At 36.1% G+C, this 20,366-nt stretch carries 16 protein-coding genes and 5 tRNA genes; 19 read left to right on the forward strand and 2 right to left on the reverse strand.

Annotated elements, in window-relative coordinates; all coding sequences use genetic code 11:
* The first annotated feature begins 371 nt into the window (after positions 1–371).
* The 18 genes from rpsU (at position 372) to EYD45_RS05155 (ending at position 15,953) form a co-directional block, all read left to right on the forward strand.
* Positions 372–566, forward strand: coding sequence for a 30S ribosomal protein S21 (rpsU, locus tag EYD45_RS05070; protein WP_130963264.1), 195 nt, complete (start codon positions 372–374; stop codon positions 564–566).
* 90 nt (positions 567–656) lie between these two features.
* Positions 657–1,547: a tyrosine-type recombinase/integrase gene (locus EYD45_RS05075; RefSeq protein ID WP_130963265.1), complete on the forward strand. Its 891-nt coding sequence runs from the start codon at positions 657–659 to the stop codon at positions 1,545–1,547.
* Between the two features lie 129 nt (positions 1,548–1,676).
* Positions 1,677–1,979, forward strand: coding sequence for an HPF/RaiA family ribosome-associated protein (locus EYD45_RS05080; protein ID WP_042246438.1), 303 nt, complete (start codon positions 1,677–1,679; stop codon positions 1,977–1,979).
* Between the two features lie 101 nt (positions 1,980–2,080).
* A tRNA-Thr gene (locus EYD45_RS05085) sits at positions 2,081–2,154 on the forward strand.
* A gap of 85 nt (positions 2,155–2,239) precedes the next feature.
* A tRNA-Tyr gene (locus tag EYD45_RS05090) sits at positions 2,240–2,322 on the forward strand.
* Between the two features lie 146 nt (positions 2,323–2,468).
* Positions 2,469–2,541 (forward strand) — tRNA-Gly (locus EYD45_RS05095).
* 71 nt (positions 2,542–2,612) lie between these two features.
* Positions 2,613–2,684 (forward strand) — tRNA-Thr (locus EYD45_RS05100).
* A 108-nt stretch (positions 2,685–2,792) separates the two neighbouring features.
* Positions 2,793–3,980 carry an elongation factor Tu gene (tuf, locus tag EYD45_RS05105; RefSeq protein ID WP_130963266.1) on the forward strand — a complete coding sequence of 396 codons (1,188 nt, stop codon included), beginning with the start codon at positions 2,793–2,795 and terminating at the stop codon, positions 3,978–3,980.
* A gap of 70 nt (positions 3,981–4,050) precedes the next feature.
* A tRNA-Trp gene (locus EYD45_RS05110) sits at positions 4,051–4,123 on the forward strand.
* Positions 4,124–4,189: 66 nt separating this feature from the next.
* Complete coding sequence (gene secE / locus EYD45_RS05115) at positions 4,190–4,384, forward strand: preprotein translocase subunit SecE (protein ID WP_130963267.1); 195 nt, start codon at positions 4,190–4,192, stop codon at positions 4,382–4,384.
* Positions 4,385–4,393: 9 nt separating this feature from the next.
* Entirely contained in the window at positions 4,394–4,948 is a 555-nt protein-coding gene (gene nusG / locus EYD45_RS05120; protein ID WP_092577130.1) for a transcription termination/antitermination protein NusG, read from the forward strand.
* 71 nt (positions 4,949–5,019) lie between these two features.
* Positions 5,020–5,457 carry a 50S ribosomal protein L11 gene (gene rplK, locus EYD45_RS05125; protein WP_130963268.1) on the forward strand — a complete coding sequence of 146 codons (438 nt, stop codon included), beginning with the start codon at positions 5,020–5,022 and terminating at the stop codon, positions 5,455–5,457.
* A 20-nt stretch (positions 5,458–5,477) separates the two neighbouring features.
* Positions 5,478–6,167, forward strand: a complete 690-nt coding sequence (gene rplA, locus EYD45_RS05130) for a 50S ribosomal protein L1 (RefSeq protein ID WP_130963269.1) — start codon at positions 5,478–5,480, stop codon at positions 6,165–6,167.
* Between the two features lie 19 nt (positions 6,168–6,186).
* Positions 6,187–6,708: a 50S ribosomal protein L10 gene (gene rplJ / locus EYD45_RS05135; protein WP_130963270.1), complete on the forward strand. Its 522-nt coding sequence runs from the start codon at positions 6,187–6,189 to the stop codon at positions 6,706–6,708.
* 63 nt (positions 6,709–6,771) lie between these two features.
* Entirely contained in the window at positions 6,772–7,152 is a 381-nt protein-coding gene (gene rplL, locus EYD45_RS05140; RefSeq protein WP_130963271.1) for a 50S ribosomal protein L7/L12, read from the forward strand.
* 196 nt (positions 7,153–7,348) lie between these two features.
* Entirely contained in the window at positions 7,349–11,161 is a 3,813-nt protein-coding gene (gene rpoB, locus EYD45_RS05145) for a DNA-directed RNA polymerase subunit beta (protein ID WP_130963298.1), read from the forward strand.
* Positions 11,162–11,235: 74 nt separating this feature from the next.
* A complete protein-coding gene (gene rpoC, locus EYD45_RS05150) occupies positions 11,236–15,537 on the forward strand; it encodes a DNA-directed RNA polymerase subunit beta' (protein ID WP_130963272.1) in 4,302 nt (1,433 codons plus the stop codon).
* Positions 15,538–15,635: 98 nt separating this feature from the next.
* Positions 15,636–15,953: a DUF3467 domain-containing protein gene (locus EYD45_RS05155; protein ID WP_130963273.1), complete on the forward strand. Its 318-nt coding sequence runs from the start codon at positions 15,636–15,638 to the stop codon at positions 15,951–15,953.
* Between the two features lie 162 nt (positions 15,954–16,115).
* Here EYD45_RS05155 and EYD45_RS05160 read toward each other — a convergent pair whose 3' ends face one another.
* Both EYD45_RS05160 and EYD45_RS05165 read right to left on the reverse strand, forming a co-directional pair.
* Positions 16,116–16,349, reverse strand: a complete 234-nt coding sequence (locus tag EYD45_RS05160; protein ID WP_130963274.1) for a (4Fe-4S)-binding protein — start codon at positions 16,347–16,349, stop codon at positions 16,116–16,118.
* A 128-nt stretch (positions 16,350–16,477) separates the two neighbouring features.
* Entirely contained in the window at positions 16,478–18,067 is a 1,590-nt protein-coding gene (locus EYD45_RS05165) for a peptide chain release factor 3 (protein WP_130963275.1), read from the reverse strand.
* A 403-nt stretch (positions 18,068–18,470) separates the two neighbouring features.
* Here EYD45_RS05165 and EYD45_RS05170 point away from each other — a divergent pair.
* A partial coding sequence (locus tag EYD45_RS05170) for a hypothetical protein (protein WP_207303290.1) occupies positions 18,471–20,366 on the forward strand: 1,896 nt, incomplete at its 3' end.

Consider the following 20,366-nt stretch of genomic DNA (forward strand, 5'->3'; position numbering starts at 1 on the left):
TTTCTTATTTTGAATCTAAACTGTTAGCTTTAATAATGACCGAATTAAAAATTGGTTTTAAAAATCCAGTTATTATAATAAATGCAATTCCAACAATTAATCGTTGTTCACTAAAAACAGATTTCCCTTTCAGATATGGTTGTTTGGTTTTCAATTCAGAGCGTTTTTGACAGCTTGTTGCCAATGATTAGATATGGTCGCGTTTTAATGGACTATATCGTTCGATAAACGAAGGTAGCCGAAATGTTTTACAAAATCAAGTTTACCTACTTCGATAAGATCATTCAAAAAACCCAAACCATCAGTTGTAATATTTGAAATACTTTTTATATTTGCACCCGAAAATTCTAAAAGAGAGGAGGTTAAGGTCTATGTTAATAGTTCCAATAAAAGAAGGCGAAAATATAGATAGAGCGTTAAAGCGTTACAAAAGAAAGTTTGATAGAACTGGAAGAAAACGTGCATTACAGTCTCGTAAGCAGTTTTTAAAACCTTCAGTTGAACGTAGAGCTCAAATTCAAAAAGCACAATACATTCAAAAATTAAGAGATGCAGAAAATATCTAGTTTTTTGTATACTAAATATCAAAATCCCGCTATCTGCGGGATTTTTTTGTTTAACTTTAAAATGAACCATTAAAGTTTGTAATTTTAGGCATGCCTTTCAACGTATTTATCGATTACCTACTCTTAGAGAAAAACTACTCTAAACTTACCGCGCAAGCCTATCAATCAGATTTAGAATCATTTCAAAACTTTATTGCAGAAGAGTACAGTTCAAAATCCATTAAAAAGGTCAACTATTCACAAATAAGATCTTGGATAGTGCAGTTAGTGGAATCTGGACTAACCAATAGAAGCATCAACCGAAAAATATCCTCACTTAGTACCTATTATAAGTTTTTATTAAAAGTTGGAGATATCCAACAAAACCCATTGGCGAAGCACAAAGCCTTAAAAACAAGTAAAAGGGTTCAAATACCATTTTCAGAACAGGAAATCGATACTGTATTAAACGAACTTGATTTTGACGATTCCTTTGAAGGCTTAAGAGATAAACTTATCATAGAGTTGTTTTATTCCACAGGTATCCGACGTATTGAATTAGTTGAACTAAAATTACAAGCTATAGACCTAAGCCAAAAAACTGTTAAAGTTCTGGGAAAAAGAAATAAGGAACGGATGGTACCGTTATTAAATTCAGTAAGCGAAACGCTAAAAAAGTATCTTGAGAAAAGGAGTGATTTGCATCACATTACAGACTCTGATTATTTATTTTTAACGAGAAAAGGTGCTAAAATATACGAAACACTTGTTTACAGAATTATAAATGATTATTTTAGTCATGCTTCCTCAAAGGTGAAAAAGAGTCCTCATATACTTAGGCACTCTTTTGCTACACATTTATTGAATCAGGGAGCGGACTTAAATGCTGTTAAAGAGCTTCTTGGTCATACAAGTTTAGCCGCAACCCAGGTATATACACATAATAGTATAGCCGAATTAAAGAAAGTACATTTAAAGGCGCACCCTAGAAGTAAAAAATAGCATCTTTAAATCATTGTCTAACCAAAATAGTATAAGTATGAAATGAGCCTAAGATAAATAGGAATTCTTCAAATCATATTTAATCAGGTCAAATAATATCTTATCTATTTTTTAAAACGTAACGAAAAGATGAAAGTAAACACCCAATCCATTAATTTTAATGCAGACAGGAAGTTAATCGACTTTATTCAAAAACGAATGGATAAGTTAGATATGTTTTACGATAAGGTCATCAAATCTGATGTATATTTGAAGGTTGAAAACACAAGCGATAAAGAAAATAAAATATTTGAAGCCAGAGTAAGCGTTCCAGGAGACAGTTTTATTGTAAAAAAACAATGTAAAACCTTTGAGGAAGGCACTGATATAGCTGTTGCATCACTGGAAAGACAGTTAAAAAAGCGCAAAGAAAAATTAAGAGCACATTCATGACAAATTTTTTTCAAAAAATGTTTTGAATAACTAAATAAATATATACATTTGCAGTCCGTTAGAAATAACGGGCTTTTTTTATGTGGAAAAAAGTAAGAAACGCCGATATAGCTCAGCTGGCTAGAGCAGCTGATTTGTAATCAGCAGGTCGTGGGTTCGAGTCCCTCTATCGGCTCTTAAAATTCCTGTGAAAGCAGGAGTCCCAAAGTAAAATAGTTTTGGGATTTGTTCTTTAAAATATTGGAATTTTAAACGTTTTTGGGAAGATACTCAAGCGGCCAACGAGGACAGACTGTAAATCTGTTGGTTTTCACCTTCGCAGGTTCGAATCCTGCTCTTCCCACATATAATTTCTGAAAAGGAGTTTTCAAAAGTGCACTTTTGTAAAGCTTTGTTTAGAAATTATTTGGATTGGGTCACCAATCCAGGATCATCGCGCGAAGCGTGATAATCCGTATTAAAACCAAGCAAGTTTAAAACTTGCAAAACGCGGGAGTAGCTCAGTTGGTAGAGCGTCAGCCTTCCAAGCTGAATGTCGCCAGTTCGAACCTGGTCTCCCGCTCAAAACCATTTACGAGTTACGATGTACGAGTGCAAAACGTAAATCAAAAAATCGGCAATCGTAAATGAATTGCCGGCGTAGCTCAGGGGTAGAGCGTTTCCTTGGTAAGGAAGAGGCCACGGGTTCAAATCCCGTCGTTGGCTCTAGAATGATGAGAGGCCATCACGCGAAAAGCGTGATTGTTGGCTCAAAATAAAAGTGAAAAAGATTACACTAATATTATTATATAACTAAGATTAAAATTATTTAACATGGCAAAGGGAACTTTTGATCGTTCAAAACCGCATTTAAATATAGGTACAATTGGACACGTAGATCACGGTAAAACAACTTTAACAGCTGCTATTACAAAAGTATTGGCTGACGCAGGTTTATCTGAGGCTAAAGATTTCGATCAAATCGATAACGCTCCAGAAGAAAAAGAAAGAGGTATTACAATTAATACATCTCACGTAGAATATCAAACTGCTAACCGTCACTATGCTCACGTTGACTGTCCAGGTCACGCCGATTATGTAAAGAACATGGTAACTGGTGCTGCACAGATGGACGGCGCTATTTTGGTAGTTGCTGCTACTGATGGTCCTATGCCACAAACTCGTGAGCACATCTTATTAGGTCGTCAGGTAGGTATTCCTCGTATCGTTGTTTTCTTAAACAAAGTTGATATGGTGGATGATGATGAGCTTTTAGAGCTTGTTGATATGGAAGTAAGAGATTTATTAAACTTCTATGAGTATGATGGAGATAATGGTCCTGTAATTTCAGGTTCTGCTTTAGGTGCACTTAACGGTGAGCAAAAGTGGGTTGATACTGTTATGGAATTAATGGAAGCTGTTGACAACTGGATTGAAGAGCCAGTACGTGATATGGATAAGCCTTTCTTAATGCCTATTGAAGATGTATTCTCAATTACAGGTCGTGGTACTGTTGCAACTGGTAGAATTGAAACCGGTGTTGCTAATACTGGAGATCCTGTAGAGATTATAGGTATGGGAGCTGAGAAATTAACTTCTACTATTACTGGTATTGAAATGTTCCGTCAAATATTAGACAGAGGTGAAGCTGGAGATAACGCTGGTATCTTATTAAGAGGTATTGAGAAAACTCAAATCTCAAGAGGTATGGTTATCACTAAGCCAGGTTCTGTAACGCCACACAAAAAATTCAAAGCTGAGGTTTATATCCTTAAGAAAGAAGAAGGTGGTCGTCACACACCATTCCATAATAACTACCGTCCACAGTTCTACGTTCGTACAACTGACGTAACTGGAAACATTGCGCTTCCTGATGGTGTTGAAATGGTAATGCCTGGAGATAACTTAACAATTACTGTTGAGTTAATTCAACCAATTGCAATGAACGTAGGTTTACGTTTCGCTATCCGTGAAGGTGGTAGAACAGTTGGTGCAGGTCAGGTAACTGAGATTTTAGACTAAACACTAGTTTAATATAAATAAAAGACTCAAGGTATTACGCCATAGGCGTAATGCCTTTTGACTTATATTTACGGGTTTAGCTCAGTTGGTAGAGCACTGGTCTCCAAAACCAGGTGTCGGGAGTTCGAGTCTCTCAACCCGTGCTAATAAAATCGGGTAGAAATACTTAAGAGTTTAAATAGGATCAAGATCCTAAAAAGAGAAATTAAATGGCTGGAATTGTAACATACGTAAAAGAATCATTTAGTGAACTTAAAAATAATGTGTCATGGCCTACTTGGGCAGAAGCACAGAGTTTAACTGTATTAGTTGCTGTGTTTTCAATCATATTTTCATTAGCGATATGGGGAGTAGATACAGTTTTCAGCAAGGTGATAACAGCTTACTTCGATTTAATTAAATAAAGAAATTTTATGTCTGAGGTAAGCGAAAAAAAATGGTACGTAGTTAGGGCTGTAAGTGGTCAGGAAAACAAAATCAAAACTTATATTGAGAATGAAATTGCTCGATTAGGATTACAAGATTATGTTGATCAGGTATTAGTGCCTACTGAAAAAGTGATTCAAATTCGTAACGGAAAGAAAATCCAAAAGGAAAAAGTGTTCTTTCCGGGATACATTATGATTCAAGCGAATTTAACTGGTGAAGTACCTCATATTATTAAAGGTATAACAAATGTTATCGGTTTCTTAGGTGAGACTAAAGGCGGAGATCCTGTGCCATTAAGACAGTCTGAAGTTAACAGAATGTTAGGTAAGGTTGATGAATTAGCAGTGGATGATAATGTTCATGTTGCTATTCCATTTACTAAGGGAGAAACTGTGAAAGTTATAGATGGACCATTCAATGGTTTTGATGGTACTATCGAAAATATAAATGAAGAAAAACGTAAGCTTGAAGTAATGGTGAAGATTTTCGGAAGAAAAACACCGTTAGAATTGAGCTATATGCAAGTAGAGAAAATTTAATAATTGTTACATAAAAAACGATAGGTTTAGAGCTTCCAAAACTAAATCTTATCAAATTTAAATTTTAAAAAATGGCAAAAGAGTTAGGTAAAGTAGTTAAGCTACAAGTTAGGGGAGGTGCTGCGAATCCATCGCCACCGGTTGGACCCGCTCTAGGTGCTGCTGGTGTAAACATTATGGAGTTCTGTAAGCAATTTAATGCTAGAACCCAAGATAAACCTGGTAAAGTATTACCTGTGGTTATTTCTGTTTACAAAGACAAGTCGTTCGACTTTGTTATTAAAACGCCACCAGCGGCAGTACAATTATTAGAAGCGGCCAAAGTGAAGAAAGGATCGGGAGAACCAAACCGAAAAAAAGTAGCTAAAGTGTCCTGGGACCAAGTAAAAACCATTGCAGAAGACAAAATGCAAGATTTAAATGCATTTACTGTTGAATCTGCTATGAAAATGGTTGCTGGTACTGCAAGATCAATGGGAATCACTGTAACAGGGAAATTCCTTTCTTAATCTATTAAAGACATTAGAAAATGGCAAGATTAACAAAAAAGCAAAAAGAGGCTTTAGCGAAAATAGAAAAGGGTAAACTGTATTCTGTTGATGAAGCGTCTGCATTAATCAAAGAAATTACCAATACTAAGTTTGATGCGTCAGTAGACTTAGCTGTACGTTTAGGAGTTGATCCTCGTAAAGCAAATCAAATGGTGAGAGGTGTTGTATCGCTTCCTCACGGTACTGGTAAAGATAAGAAAGTATTGGCGTTAGTAACACCAGATAAAGAAGCTGAGGCGAAAGAAGCTGGAGCGGATTATGTAGGTTTAGATGAATACCTTGATAAAATTAAGGGCGGATGGACCGATGTGGATGTTATTATCACTATGCCAAATGTAATGGGTAAATTAGGTCCTTTAGGACGTGTGTTAGGTCCTCGTGGCTTAATGCCAAACCCAAAAACTGGTACGGTAACTATGGATGTTGCAAAAGCGGTTAGCGAAGTAAAAGCTGGTAAAATCGACTTTAAGGTGGATAAAACTGGTATCGTTCATGCTGCAATAGGTAAAGCATCCTTTAGCGCTGATAAAATTGCGGGTAACGCAAATGAACTATTACAAACATTAATTAAATTAAAACCAACTACCGCTAAGGGTACATACGTGAAGAGTATTTTTATGTCTTCTACCATGAGCCCAAGTGTTGCTGTAGATCCTAAAATTGGTTAATTAGTTAAAAACTTTTATTATGACAAGAGAAGAAAAATCGCAAGTAATTCAAGACTTAACTGCCCAATTAGCTGAGAATGCAAATATCTACTTAACAGATATTTCAGGATTAAATGCAGGAACAACTTCAGATTTGCGTCGTGCTTGTTTTAAAGCAAACGTAAGTATTGCAGTGGTAAAAAATACATTACTTGAAAAAGCAATGGAAGCTTCAGATAAGGAATTTGGAGAACTTCCAACGGTTTTAAAAGGTAATACTTCAGTAATGTATTCTGAAACTGGTAACGCACCAGCTAAAGTAATCAAAGCTTTCAGAAAAAAATCAGAGAAGCCTCTTTTAAAAGGTGCTTTTATTGAGGAAGCTATTTATCTTGGTGATGAGCAGTTAGACGCATTGGTTGAAATTAAGTCTAAAGATGAGTTGATTGGAGAGATTGTTACGTTGCTTCAATCTCCTGCTAAAAATGTTATTTCAGCACTTAAATCTGGTGGTGGAACATTGGCAGGTATCATTAAAACATTATCCGAAAAAGAAGGATAAGCAAACAAGTACGCACTTTTTACAATTATATTATTATTAAAAAATTATTAAAACGATAGAAAAATGGCAGATTTAAAAGATTTCGCAGAACAATTAGTTAACTTATCAGTAAAAGATGTTAATGAGTTAGCTACTATATTAAAAGATGAGTATGGTATTGAGCCTGCTGCAGCTGCTGTAGCTGTTGCTGCTGGTGGTGCCGCTGGTGGTGGTGGTGAAGCTGCTGAGGAAAAATCAGAATTTGATGTAATCCTTAAAGCTCCAGGTGGTTCTAAATTGGCAGTTGTAAAACTAGTTAAAGAATTAACTGGTCTTGGTTTAAAAGAAGCTAAAGGATTAGTTGATGAAGCTCCATCTCCAATTAAGGAAGGTGTTGCTAAAGATGAGGCTGAAGCTCTTAAAACTCAATTAGAAGAAGCAGGAGCTGAGGTTGAGCTTAAGTAAGCTCAATTGCTCAACAATACAAAGGTTTAGGTCTGTTCCGTATTAAGCGGAATTAGACCTAGACCATTTTGCGTATATAACCATATGCGCAAATAAATTGGCATAACGGTCGCTTTAAGTAGGTAAAAGTAAGGCTGTTCAATTAGTGTTTAAAATGCACTATTTATTATTTTTTTAATCAAAATTCCGTCCATTGATGTTGTCAACACAAGCTGAAAGATTAAATTTCTCCTCTATTGTAAATAGAACGGAATATCCAGATTTCTTGGATATCCAGATTAAATCCTTCCAGGATTTTTTCCAATTAGAAACTAAATCTGAAGAAAGGGGTGATGAAGGATTATATAATACCTTCATGGAGAACTTCCCAATCACAGATTCACGTAATCAATTCGTTTTAGAATTTTTAGATTACTTCATTGACCCACCTCGATATGCCATTGAAGAGTGTATTGAAAGGGGATTAACATATAGTGTTCCGCTTAAAGCAAGACTTAAATTGTACTGTACTGATCCAGAACATGAGGATTTCGAAACCATAGTACAAGACGTGTATTTAGGCACCATTCCTTATATGACGCCGAGTGGTACTTTTGTAATCAACGGCGCAGAACGTGTGGTTGTATCTCAATTACACCGTTCACCAGGGGTGTTCTTTGGCCAGTCATTCCATGCTAACGGAACAAAATTATATTCAGCAAGGGTAATTCCATTTAAGGGATCTTGGATAGAATTTGCTACAGATATCAATCAGGTAATGTATGCCTACATTGATAGAAAGAAAAAATTACCTGTTACAACTTTATTCCGTGCGATTGGATTTGAGCGTGATAAGGATATTTTAGAAATTTTTGATTTAGCAGAGGAAGCTAAAGTTTCTAAAACCGGTTTAAAGAAATATTTAGGACGAAAATTAGCAGCGCGTGTATTGAACACATGGCACGAGGATTTTGTAGATGAAGATACAGGTGAAGTAGTATCTATCGAGCGTAACGAGATTGTGCTTGATCGTGATACTGTTCTAGACAAGGAAAATATTGAAGAGATTCTTGAAGCAGGCGTTAAAACTATCTTATTACACAAGGAAAGTAATGAGCAAGGCGACTATGCTATTATTCATAACACGCTTCAAAAAGATCCAACAAACTCTGAAAAAGAAGCTGTTGAGCATATCTATAGACAATTACGTAATGCAGAACCGCCAGATGAGGAAACAGCTCGTGGTATTATAGATAAATTATTCTTCTCAGACCAACGTTACTCTCTTGGAGAAGTTGGTCGTTACAGAATGAACAAGAAATTAGGTTTGGATATCGGAATGGATAAGCAAGTGCTTACTAAAGAAGATATCATTACCATCATAAAATATTTGATTGAGTTAATCAACTCTAAAGCAGAGATTGATGATATTGATCACTTATCAAACCGTCGTGTACGTACAGTAGGAGAGCAGTTATCATCTCAGTTTGGTGTAGGTTTAGCCCGTATGGCGCGTACCATTCGTGAGCGTATGAACGTTCGTGATAATGAGGTGTTTACACCGATTGACTTGATTAACGCAAAGACATTATCTTCTGTAATCAATTCGTTCTTTGGTACAAACCAGTTATCTCAGTTTATGGACCAAACTAATCCATTAGCGGAGATTACGCACAAGCGTCGTTTATCTGCTTTAGGACCTGGAGGTCTTTCAAGAGAAAGAGCAGGTTTTGAGGTTCGTGATGTACACTATACGCACTACGGTCGTTTATGTCCGATTGAAACACCTGAAGGACCAAACATTGGTTTGATTTCTTCACTTTCAGTATATGCAAAAGTAAATTCAATGGGATTCATTGAAACACCTTACAGAAAAGTTGAAAGTGGTGTTGTTGATATCAAAAATGCACCTACATACTTAAGTGCAGAAGAAGAGGAAGAAAAATTAATCGCTCAAGCAACGGTTGAAGTTGATGACAGTGGTAAAATTTTACATGATAAAGTTATCGCCCGTATGGAGGGTGATTTCCCAGTAATCGATCCAAACGAATTGCATTATACTGATGTTGCACCAAATCAGATTTCATCTATTTCGGCATCATTGATTCCGTTCTTGGAGCATGATGATGCAAACCGTGCTTTGATGGGATCAAACATGATGCGTCAAGCGGTACCATTATTAAGAGTAGATGCACCAATCGTAGGTACAGGTTTAGAGCGTCAAGTGGCTTCAGATTCTAGGGTATTGGTTAATGCCGAAGGAAATGGTGAAGTGCTTTATGTTGATGCAAATGAGATCAAGATTAAGTACGATCGTACCGAAGATGAAGCTAAAGTAAGTTTTGATTCTGATATTAAAACGTATCCTTTGGTGAAGTTTAGAAAAACTAACCAAGGTACTTCTATTAACCTGAAGCCTATTGTAACCAAAGGCGATAAGGTAAAGAAAGGACAAGTGCTTTGTGAAGGTTATGCAACACAGAAAGGTGAGCTGGCACTAGGTAGAAACATGAAAGTGGCCTTTATGCCTTGGAAAGGATATAACTTTGAGGACGCGATTGTAATTTCAGAAAAAGTAGTTCGTGAAGATATTTTTACATCTATACATATTGATGAATATTCTCTTGAAGTTAGAGACACAAAACTTGGTAACGAAGAGTTAACCAACGATATTCCTAATGTTTCTGAAGAGGCTACAAAAGACTTAGATGAGCATGGTATGATTCGCGTTGGTGCAGAGGTGAAACCAGGTGATATTTTAATTGGTAAGATTACACCAAAAGGAGAGTCGGATCCAACTCCTGAAGAGAAATTATTACGTGCCATTTTTGGTGATAAAGCTGGTGATGTAAAAGATGCGTCATTAAAAGCTTCACCTTCATTAAATGGAGTTGTAATTGATAAAAAGTTATTTGCTAGAGCAGTAAAAGACAAGCGCAAAAGAGCGCAAGATAAAGATGATATTCTAGCACTTGAAGCGCAATATGATAGAAAGTTTGATGAATTAAAAGATGTTTTAGTTGAAAAATTATTTGCAATAGTAAATGGTAAGACAGCTCAGGGTATCTTTAATGATTTAGGTGAAGAAGTATTGCCAAAAGGTAAGAAGTTCACTTTAAAAATGTTAAATGCTGTTGATGATTATGCGCATTTAGTATCTGGAAAATGGACTACTGATGACAAAACAAATAAATTAGTTGCTGATTTAATTCACAACTACAAAATTAAGGAGAACGACCTACAAGGCTCGCTACGTCGTGAGAAGTTTACTATTTCCGTAGGTGATGAATTACCAGCCGGTATCATTAAACTAGCCAAGGTTTACATCGCTAAGAAGCGTAAACTGAAAGTAGGTGATAAGATGGCAGGACGTCACGGTAACAAAGGTATCGTAGCACGTATTGTTCGTCAGGAAGATATGCCATTCTTAGAAGATGGAACTCCAGTTGATATTGTATTGAATCCGCTTGGGGTACCATCGCGTATGAACATCGGACAGATTTATGAAACTGTTTTAGGATGGGCAGGTCAAAAATTAGGACGCAAATATGCAACGCCTATTTTTGATGGTGCTAATATCGATCAGATAAATGCTTTAACAGATGAGGCAGGTATTCCAAGATACGGACATACTTATTTATATGATGGTGGAACTGGCGATCGTTTCGATCAACCTGCAACAGTTGGTGTAATTTACATGTTGAAATTAGGCCACATGGTTGACGATAAGATGCACGCACGTTCTATCGGACCTTACTCATTAATTACGCAACAACCATTAGGTGGTAAAGCACAATTTGGTGGTCAGCGTTTTGGTGAGATGGAAGTTTGGGCACTTGAAGCTTATGGTGCATCAAGTACCTTACGTGAGATCTTAACTGTAAAATCTGATGATGTTATTGGTAGAGCCAAAACTTACGAAAGTATTGTTAAAGGAGAACCAATGCCAGATCCAGGTTTACCAGAATCTTTCAACGTATTAATGCACGAATTGAAAGGTTTAGGATTAGACATCAGATTAGAGGAGTAAAATTTAAAGTTGGCAGTAATCAGTCAGCAGTAAGCACTGCAAACTGAATACTGAACACTGAAAACTAAAAAAACATGGCAAGAAAACAAGATAAAAATGCAGTTAAGAGGTTTAATAAAATCTCAATTGGTTTAGCATCACCAGAATCTATTTTAGCAGAATCTAGAGGTGAAGTTTTAAAACCAGAAACTATCAATTATCGAACTCACAAACCAGAACGTGACGGTTTGTTCTGTGAGCGTATTTTTGGTCCTGTAAAGGATTATGAGTGTGCTTGCGGTAAGTATAAAAGAATTCGCTACAAAGGTATTGTTTGTGACCGTTGTGGTGTTGAGGTCACTGAAAAGAAAGTACGTCGTGATCGTGTTGGGCATATCAACTTAGTTGTACCTGTAGCTCATATTTGGTACTTCCGTTCGTTACCAAACAAAATAGGTTATTTACTTGGGTTACCATCTAAGAAATTAGACATGATTATTTACTACGAACGTTACGTGGTAATTCAACCAGGTGAAGCTAAAAATGAAGAAGGAGAACCATTACAAAAAATGGATTTCCTTACGGAAGAAGAATACTTAAATATTCTTGAAGAATTACCTCAAGAGAATCAATATTTAGAAGATACCGACCCAAATAAGTTTATCGCTAAAATGGGGGCAGAGTGTCTAATTGATTTATTGGCGCGTATCGATTTAGAAGGATTATCTTATGAATTACGTCATAAGGCAAATACTGAAACGTCTAAACAACGCAAAACCGAAGCCTTAAAGCGTTTACAAGTTGTTGAGGCTTTAAGAGAATCGAACAACAATCGTGAGAACAGGCCTGAGTGGATGATAATGAAGGTGGTGCCAATTATACCACCAGAATTACGTCCATTAGTACCACTAGATGGAGGGCGTTTCGCAACATCAGATTTGAATGATTTATACCGTCGTGTAATTATCCGTAATAACCGCTTGAAGCGTTTAGTTGAGATAAAAGCACCAGAAGTGATTTTACGTAATGAGAAGCGTATGTTGCAGGAGTCTGTAGATTCATTATTTGATAACACACGTAAATCTTCTGCTGTAAAAACAGATTCTAACCGTCCGTTAAAATCATTATCAGATTCACTTAAAGGTAAGCAAGGACGTTTCCGTCAAAACCTTTTAGGAAAACGTGTTGATTACTCTGCACGTTCTGTAATTGTTGTTGGTCCAGAATTGAAATTATTTGAATGTGGATTGCCAAAAAACATGGCAGCAGAGTTATACAAGCCTTTTGTGATTAGAAAATTAATTGAAAGAGGAATTGTAAAGACTGTAAAATCGGCAAAGAAAATTATAGATAAAAGAGAGCCAGTAGTTTGGGATATCTTGGAAAATGTGCTTAAAGGCCACCCGGTATTACTAAACCGTGCGCCTACGCTACACAGATTGGGTATACAAGCTTTCCAACCTAAATTGATAGAAGGTAAAGCAATCCAATTACACCCATTGGTGTGTACGGCATTTAACGCTGATTTTGATGGTGACCAAATGGCGGTACATTTACCATTAGGACCTGAGGCTATCTTGGAGTGTCAGTTACTAATGTTGGCGTCTCATAATATTTTGAATCCTGCAAATGGTTCACCAGTAACGGTACCATCTCAGGATATGGTACTTGGTCTGTATTATATGACCAAGGAGCGTAAGTCAACTCCAGAATTACCAATCAAAGGAGAAGGATTGACGTTTTACTCTCCAGAGGAAGTTGAAATTGCTTTCAATGAGAAAAGAGTAGATTTAAATGCAGGTATCAAAGTAAGAACTATTGATATTAATGAAGATGGCAAGTTAGATAGAATGATTGTTGAAACTACTGTCGGACGTGTGTTGTTTAACCAACACGTACCTCAAGCAGCTGGATACATTAATCAGGTACTGACCAAAAAGTCTTTAAGAGATATTATTGGTAGAATTCTTAAGGTAACCTCTGTTCCTGAAACTGCAGAATTCCTCGATGCGATTAGAACATTAGGATTTAACTTTGCATTTCAAGGCGGTCTATCGTTTAGCTTAGGTGATATTATTATCCCTCAAGAAAAGCAAAGTATGATTGATAAGGCCAATGGTTTAGTGGATGGTATTACTGGAAACTATAACATGGGACTTATTACCAATAACGAACGTTACAATCAGGTTATTGATATTTGGACATCTACTAATGCTGAATTAACTGAGCTTTCTATGAAGCGTATTCGTGAGGATCAGCAAGGATTTAACTCTGTATTTATGATGTTGGATTCTGGGGCTCGTGGATCGAAAGAACAGATTCGTCAGCTGACCGGTATGCGTGGATTGATGGCGAAACCTAAAAAATCTAATGCAGGCGGTGGAGAAATTATTGAAAACCCTATTCTTTCAAACTTTAAAGAAGGACTTTCAATTTTAGAATACTTTATTTCAACCCATGGTGCTCGTAAAGGTCTTGCCGATACCGCTCTTAAAACAGCAGATGCAGGATACTTGACACGTCGTTTAGTTGATGTTTCTCAAGATGTTATCATTAACAGTGTAGACTGTGGTACATTAAGAGGAGTGGAAGTAGCGCCTTTGAAGAAGAATGATGAGGTTGTTGAGACTTTAGAAGAAAGAATTGTAGGGCGTGTAGCATTAAATGACACATATAATCCTCATACAGATGAATTAATAGTTGCAGCTGGGGATTTAATTGATGATGATATTGCTAAAGCGATTGAAGATTCTGCTATAGAAACCTTAGAAGTGCGTTCTCCATTAAGTTGTGAGGCAACTAAGGGTATTTGTGCAAAATGCTACGGTCGTAATCTTGCCACAGGTAAAATGGTGCAAAGAGGTGAAGCTGTTGGTGTAGTAGCCGCACAGTCAATTGGAGAACCGGGTACTCAGTTAACATTACGTACGTTCCACGTAGGTGGTATTGCTGGTAACATTTCAGAGGATAATAAGCTTGCAGTTAAGTTTGACGGTATTGCCGAAATAGAAGATCTTAAGACTGTAAAAGGTGAAGATTCTGAAGGAAATATTGCAGATATTGTAATATCTCGTACTTCTGAAATTAAGTTAGTTGATAAGAAAACAGGTATAACCTTAAGTACTAACAATATTCCTTATGGTTCTACCATTTTTATTGAAAATGGTCAAGAATTGAAGAAAGGCGATGTTGTTTGTCAATGGGATCCATATAATGGTGTAATCATTTCTGAATTTGCTGGTAAAGTAAAGTATGAAAACATCGAGCAAGGGGTAACATACCAAGTTGAGATTGATGAGCAAACAGGATTCCAAGAAAAAGTAATTTCGGAATCTAGAAATAAAAAGTTAATCCCAACGCTTCATATCGAAGACAGCAAAGGAGAAACTATACGTTCTTATAACCTTCCAGTAGGAGCACACCTTATGATTGACGATGGGGAGAAAATTAAGGTTGGTAAAATCTTAGTGAAGATACCTCGTAAATCTGCTAAAGCAGGTGATATTACTGGTGGTTTACCTCGTGTAACGGAATTGTTTGAAGCACGTAACCCATCTAATCCTGCTGTTGTAAGTGAGATTGATGGTGTGGTATCTTTCGGAAAAATTAAGAGAGGTAACCGTGAAATCATAGTCGAATCGAAATTAGGTGAAATCAAAAAGTACCTAGTGAAGTTATCAAATCAGATTCTGGTTCAAGAAAATGATTTCGTGAAAGCTGGTATGCCACTATCTGACGGTTCTATTACTCCAAACGATATTCTAAATATAAAAGGACCTTCAGCGGTTCAGCAATATTTAGTAAATGAGGTGCAAGAGGTGTATCGTTTACAAGGTGTAAAAATTAATGACAAGCATTTTGAAGTAGTTGTGAGACAGATGATGCGTAAAGTTAGAATTATTGATTCTGGTGATACCATTTTCTTAGAAGATCAATTAGTACATAAGAGCGATTTCATTATTGAAAACGATGAGATTTTCGGAATGAAAGTTATTGAAGACGCTGGAGATTCTACGAACTTAAAAGCAGGTCAAATTATTTCACCACGTGAACTAAGAGATGAGAACTCTATTTTACGTAGAGAAGATAAGAAACTTGTTGAAGCTAGAGATGCGAAACCAGCAACGGCAACACCTATTTTACAAGGTATTACCAGAGCTTCACTTCAAACCAAGTCATTTATTTCTGCGGCATCGTTCCAGGAAACAACTAAAGTACTGAATGAAGCGGCAGTTGCAGGAAAAGTAGACACTTTAGAAGGGCTTAAAGAAAATGTTATCGTTGGACATAGAATTCCAGCAGGAACAGGTATGAGAAATTATACCGACATTATCGTAGGTTCTAAAGAAGAGTTTGATGAAATGATGCAGGTAAAGCAAGAGATGAATTTTAATTAATAATTTGTCATTCCTGCGAAGGCAGGAATCTAATAAAACAAAAGCCTTCAAGTGATTTCACCTGAAGGCTTTTTAACTAATAAAAAAATAATCAGATTATGGCAGATGAAAAAGACCAACAAAAACAAGGTCAAATCAATATAGAATTAGATGAAAAAGTTGCTGAAGGGACTTACTCCAACTTGGCAATTATCAACCACTCCGTATCAGAATTTGTAGTGGATTTTGTTAATATTATGCCTGGAGTTCCAAAAAATAAAGTGAAATCCAGAATCATTTTAACGCCTCAACACGCAAAACGCTTATTGAAAGCTCTAGGTGATAATGTGGCAAGGTTTGAAAACGCTCATGGCGAAATTAAAGATTACGAGCAACCACCAATTCCATTGAATTTTGGGCCAACTGGACAAGCATAATATCTTGTTTCGGTATTGCTGAAAATTTATGGTCTGGTTGCTCGAAATGAGCCAACAGAGCAACCACCAATTCCATTGAATTTTGGACCGACAGGGCAAGCTTAAATAAAAAATCCTTCGAACTTGGTTCGAAGGATTTTTTATTTTATTCGATATACTGAATTAAACAGCTTGCTTTTCATGTTTTCTATGAAACTGTAAAGCACCAGAAGGGCACTTTTTTATTTGTTTGATAATATCTTCTGTATTGCCATCGTCGAGATTTATCCAAGGGATTATAGTATCACTAAATACATTTGACAATTCTCTGGCACATTTACCCGATAGTTTACAAATACAAGGATCGTAAGTTACGGTAATATCTTTGTTACTAAATTCTTTAGATTCTATTTTCATGGTTTCATCAATTTGGGGTTGATTTATAGTCTCAATTTATAAATGCTAATTTTTAAGGTTTAATAAAATCGTTAAATCACTTAAAACAAATGATTAAAGTGTGATTTTCGGTGAAATACACTTCTAAATTATTCATATTCAGAAGTAAAATGAAATTTAATACTTGGATATTTCTGTTGTGTCATCTGTAAGGAAAAGGCAGAATCTGCTAAAAACACCAATTGATTTTGTTTGTCTTTTGCTAAAAAACGCTGCTTCACTCTTAAAAACTCTTTGTATTCCTCATTCTTAGGATCTTCAGGTTCTACCCAACACGCTTTATGTACATTTAAATTCTCATATGTACATTTCGCCCCGTATTCATGTTCTAACCGATATTGAATAACTTCATATTGCAGTGCACCAACAGTACCAATTACTTTCCTTCCGTTCAATTCTAAAGTAAATAATTGTGCAACACCCTCATCCATAAGCTGATCAATACCTTTAAATAGCTGTTTAGCTTTCATAGGATCAGCATTATTAATATATCTAAAATGCTCGGGAGAAAAACTAGGAACACCTTTGTAATTGAGTACTTCGCCTTCAGTTAAAGTGTCTCCAATCTTAAATGTGCCAGTATCTTGTAACCCTACAATATCACCAGGGTAGGAGATATCAACTATTTCCTTTTTTTCAGCAAAAAAAGCATTAGGGCTCGAAAACTTCACTTTTTTATTATGCCTTACATGAAGATAAGGTGTATTTCGTTTAAATTCACCTGAAACAATTTTAACAAAAGCTAAACGGTTTCTATGGTTGGGATCCATATTAGCGTGAATCTTAAAAACAAAACCAGTAAACTTTTTCTCATCAGGTTTTACGAGGCGTTCTTCGCTATTTTTTGGTCTAGGTTTAGGCGCTATTTCCACAAAGCAGTCCAGTAATTCTCTAACGCCAAAGTTATTAAGTGCCGAACCAAAAAATACAGGTTGAAGATTTCCTTCTAAATAAGCATCTTTATCAAATTTTGGATATATACCTTCTACTAGTTCTATTTCCTCTCGTAAAGTATCTGCAGTAGTTTCCCCAACTAGTTTGTCTAATTCAGGGGAAGACAAATCGGAAATTTCAGTAGTTTCTTCAATATCCTTTCTACTATCCCCGCTAAAGAGGTTAACGTTTTTCTCCCATAGGTTATAAATTCCTTTAAATTCATATCCCATTCCGATAGGAAAACTTAATGGCGTAACTTTTAGTCCTAACTTTTGCTCAACTTCATCTAATAAATCAAATGCATCTTTTCCCTCTCTATCCAACTTATTGATGAAAACAATCATGGGAATGTTACGCATACGACAAACTTCAACAAGTTTTTCGGTTTGCTCCTCAACACCTTTGGCAACATCAATTACAACAATTACACTATCTACAGCTGTTAATGTTCTGAAGGTGTCTTCAGCAAAATCCTTATGTCCAGGTGTATCTAGAATATTGATTTTTATTCCGTCATATTCAAACGCTAAAACTGAGGTTGCTACCGAAATGCCACGCTGGCGTTCAATCTCCATAAAGTCACTGGTAGCTCCTTTTTTTATCTTGTTACTTTTTACCGCACCAGCTTCTTGAATGGCGCCTCCAAAAAGTAATAACTTTTCCGTTAAAGTTGTTTTACCAGCATCTGGGTGGGAAATAATGCCAAAAGTACGTCTGCGTTGAATTTCTTTTATGAAAGACATGAATATTAAATTTCGGCAAATATAATTTTAAATAGTGATTATATATAATATAGGTGACTTATCTTTTTACCCAGTGTCTTAATCCTAATAGAACTAAATTGATAGAATATATTTAATTAAATATTTTGCGTATATATTGCGTAGTCACTATAAAACGTCACTAAAGCTTAATTTAATATTTTGTCATAACTAATTTTGACATTTATATCAGATTTATGATTGTAAATAAATTTGTATTTCTGTTAACAAATGTTAATTTCGTGTATTGCTATTTAATCTCTCTTGTTATTCTCTCTTTAATAATGAAAACATTTATAACCTATGCTCTGTATAAATTGGCTAAAGCGATTTATATGCTCACTTTGTTATTAATTGGTTTTCGACAATAATTCATCCGCTAAATATGAAAAATAACACTCAACTTGAACATAGTGTTTATAAGGTTTTTAAAAATCAAATTAGAAATAGAACAGTTTTTAGTATTCTATTTTTTCTCTTGACTTTTTCGCAGTATTCGTTTGCACAGTTACATTCTACTGTTTCTTGCAATAATTCTGTCGCTTCAGGAACGCTAATCTGGGAGACAGCCCCAACAAATTCAAGTGAATTCGATTGGACGCCAGATGGTGCACTTACTAATACATTTAATAATATTTCTGGTAGTGGTGTTAATGCCACTATTTCTTTTTCAGGAGATACGGGAACATTATCCGGATGGAATTTTGGAGGAGGAGATACTCCAGAGGTTGATTTTGATAACGGAACAGAAGCATTACAGTTTTTTACAACTGGATTTAATGCAACTGGCATAACAATTACTATTACATTTTCACAACCAGTAAATGCAGTTGGTTTTGATTTGGGGCATGTAAATGGACAAGGTCCAAATGGAGATAGTTATACCATTACTGCTTCTGAAGTAGGAGGTGGAACACTTTTTCCAACTTTTACAGAATCAGCAACACCATCTTATACAACCAATACTTCAGGTTTTGTTGATTCAAACAATAACAGTACTGCTGGGGACAACGATGAAGTTGGTGTTAATTTTTCAAGCTCTAACGGTATTAATTCAATAACGTTGGTTTGGGATGAATGTACGGCATGTACAGCGGGTACGGTGCACGGTTCCTCTATTAAGGATATTAGCTTTTGTGTTTCTGCAGACCCTTGTGATTCTCTGGCATCAGGAAATCCAGATAGCGATTTGGATGGTTTAAGTGATATTTGTGATGACGATGATGATAATGATGGGATTCTAGACATTAATGAAGGATTTTCAACAACAAATAGCTCTGCACCTGCGTGTGGATCTCAAACTGTATTAAACTTTAATAATGCTTTTACCGAGGAGCCAGGTGGAGATGGTAATAATACCACTTTTTTACAGGGAGAAACATTTAGATTTCCTAGTGTTGCTGCAGGTATTGATGCCTTAGTAACCATAGTAACATTAAATGGAACAACTTTACCAACTTTAGATGATAATGGCTCTAATCCTAATTCTTTTCAACCACAATCAGCCTTCAATTTAACTAATATAGGAGATCAAGCATATACTGAGTTTAGATTCGATTTTGTATCAACAGGAGGAACTGTGGGAGTTAATGATGTTATTATTCCAGAATTCTTTGTGAATTTTAATGATGTTGATGGAAATAGTAACTATGGAGAACAAAACTGGTCGCAATTACCTGTTGGATATTTTGTTGATGATCCTACAGAGTTAACAATAAACACAGTTGATAATTTTGTTGTTGGTACCTCAGGTGTTAATGAATATCCTGGAGTAACTAATACTTTCCCTCAAGTAAATTATGCAACTCAACATTCAGGTAAATCCTCTTACACAATTCGTTTGGGTGTTATAGCAAGGGTAGCTGGGGCATCAGCTGGTGGACGACAGCATAATGTTGAATTCGATTGTGCTTCAAATTTCTCAAACCCTTCAAGCACAACAACAGTTGATACTGATGGAGATGGGATTGCGGATCATTTAGATACGGATAGTGATGATGATGGGTGTCCTGATGCAGTTGAAGGCTCATTATCTATTTTGTCTTCTCAATTAGATGGCAATGATAGAATACCTGGACCTGTAAGTTCAAATGGTGTTCCAAATGCTGCAAATGGCGGAAGTGGTCAAGGAGCTGGAAGTTCAACTAATGCAAGTATATCTGCTTGCGAACCAACCGCAGTAGATGATACGGCAAGTGTAGATGAAGACGACACGGTAAACATCGTAGTATTAGACGACGATAATTTTGGAGGTGATGGCCCAAGTACTGGTACCATTACC

The organism is Hyunsoonleella flava (genome assembly GCF_004310325.1).
In the GTDB taxonomy this organism is placed as follows: Bacteria; Bacteroidota; Bacteroidia; order Flavobacteriales; family Flavobacteriaceae; genus Jejuia; species Jejuia flava.

Bases quoted from the DNA above. Each gene is read 5' to 3' on its own strand.
- secE (WP_130963267.1), top strand. From the start codon at position 4,190: ATGGCTGGAATTGTAACATACGTAAAAGAATCATTTAGTGAACTTAAA.
- rpoC (WP_130963272.1), top strand. From the start codon at position 11,236: ATGGCAAGAAAACAAGATAAAAATGCAGTTAAGAGGTTTAATAAAATC.
- rplL (WP_130963271.1), top strand. From the start codon at position 6,772: ATGGCAGATTTAAAAGATTTCGCAGAACAATTAGTTAACTTATCAGTA.
- tuf (WP_130963266.1), top strand. From the start codon at position 2,793: ATGGCAAAGGGAACTTTTGATCGTTCAAAACCGCATTTAAATATAGGT.
- nusG (WP_092577130.1), top strand. From the start codon at position 4,394: ATGTCTGAGGTAAGCGAAAAAAAATGGTACGTAGTTAGGGCTGTAAGT.
- EYD45_RS05155 (WP_130963273.1), top strand. From the start codon at position 15,636: ATGGCAGATGAAAAAGACCAACAAAAACAAGGTCAAATCAATATAGAA.
- rplJ (WP_130963270.1), top strand. From the start codon at position 6,187: ATGACAAGAGAAGAAAAATCGCAAGTAATTCAAGACTTAACTGCCCAA.
- EYD45_RS05160 (WP_130963274.1), bottom strand. From the start codon at position 16,349: ATGAAAATAGAATCTAAAGAATTTAGTAACAAAGATATTACCGTAACT.
- rpsU (WP_130963264.1), top strand. From the start codon at position 372: ATGTTAATAGTTCCAATAAAAGAAGGCGAAAATATAGATAGAGCGTTA.
- EYD45_RS05075 (WP_130963265.1), top strand. From the start codon at position 657: ATGCCTTTCAACGTATTTATCGATTACCTACTCTTAGAGAAAAACTAC.
- rplA (WP_130963269.1), top strand. From the start codon at position 5,478: ATGGCAAGATTAACAAAAAAGCAAAAAGAGGCTTTAGCGAAAATAGAA.
- EYD45_RS05080 (WP_042246438.1), top strand. From the start codon at position 1,677: ATGAAAGTAAACACCCAATCCATTAATTTTAATGCAGACAGGAAGTTA.
- rpoB (WP_130963298.1), top strand. From the start codon at position 7,349: ATGTTGTCAACACAAGCTGAAAGATTAAATTTCTCCTCTATTGTAAAT.
- rplK (WP_130963268.1), top strand. From the start codon at position 5,020: ATGGCAAAAGAGTTAGGTAAAGTAGTTAAGCTACAAGTTAGGGGAGGT.
- EYD45_RS05165 (WP_130963275.1), bottom strand. From the start codon at position 18,067: ATGTCTTTCATAAAAGAAATTCAACGCAGACGTACTTTTGGCATTATT.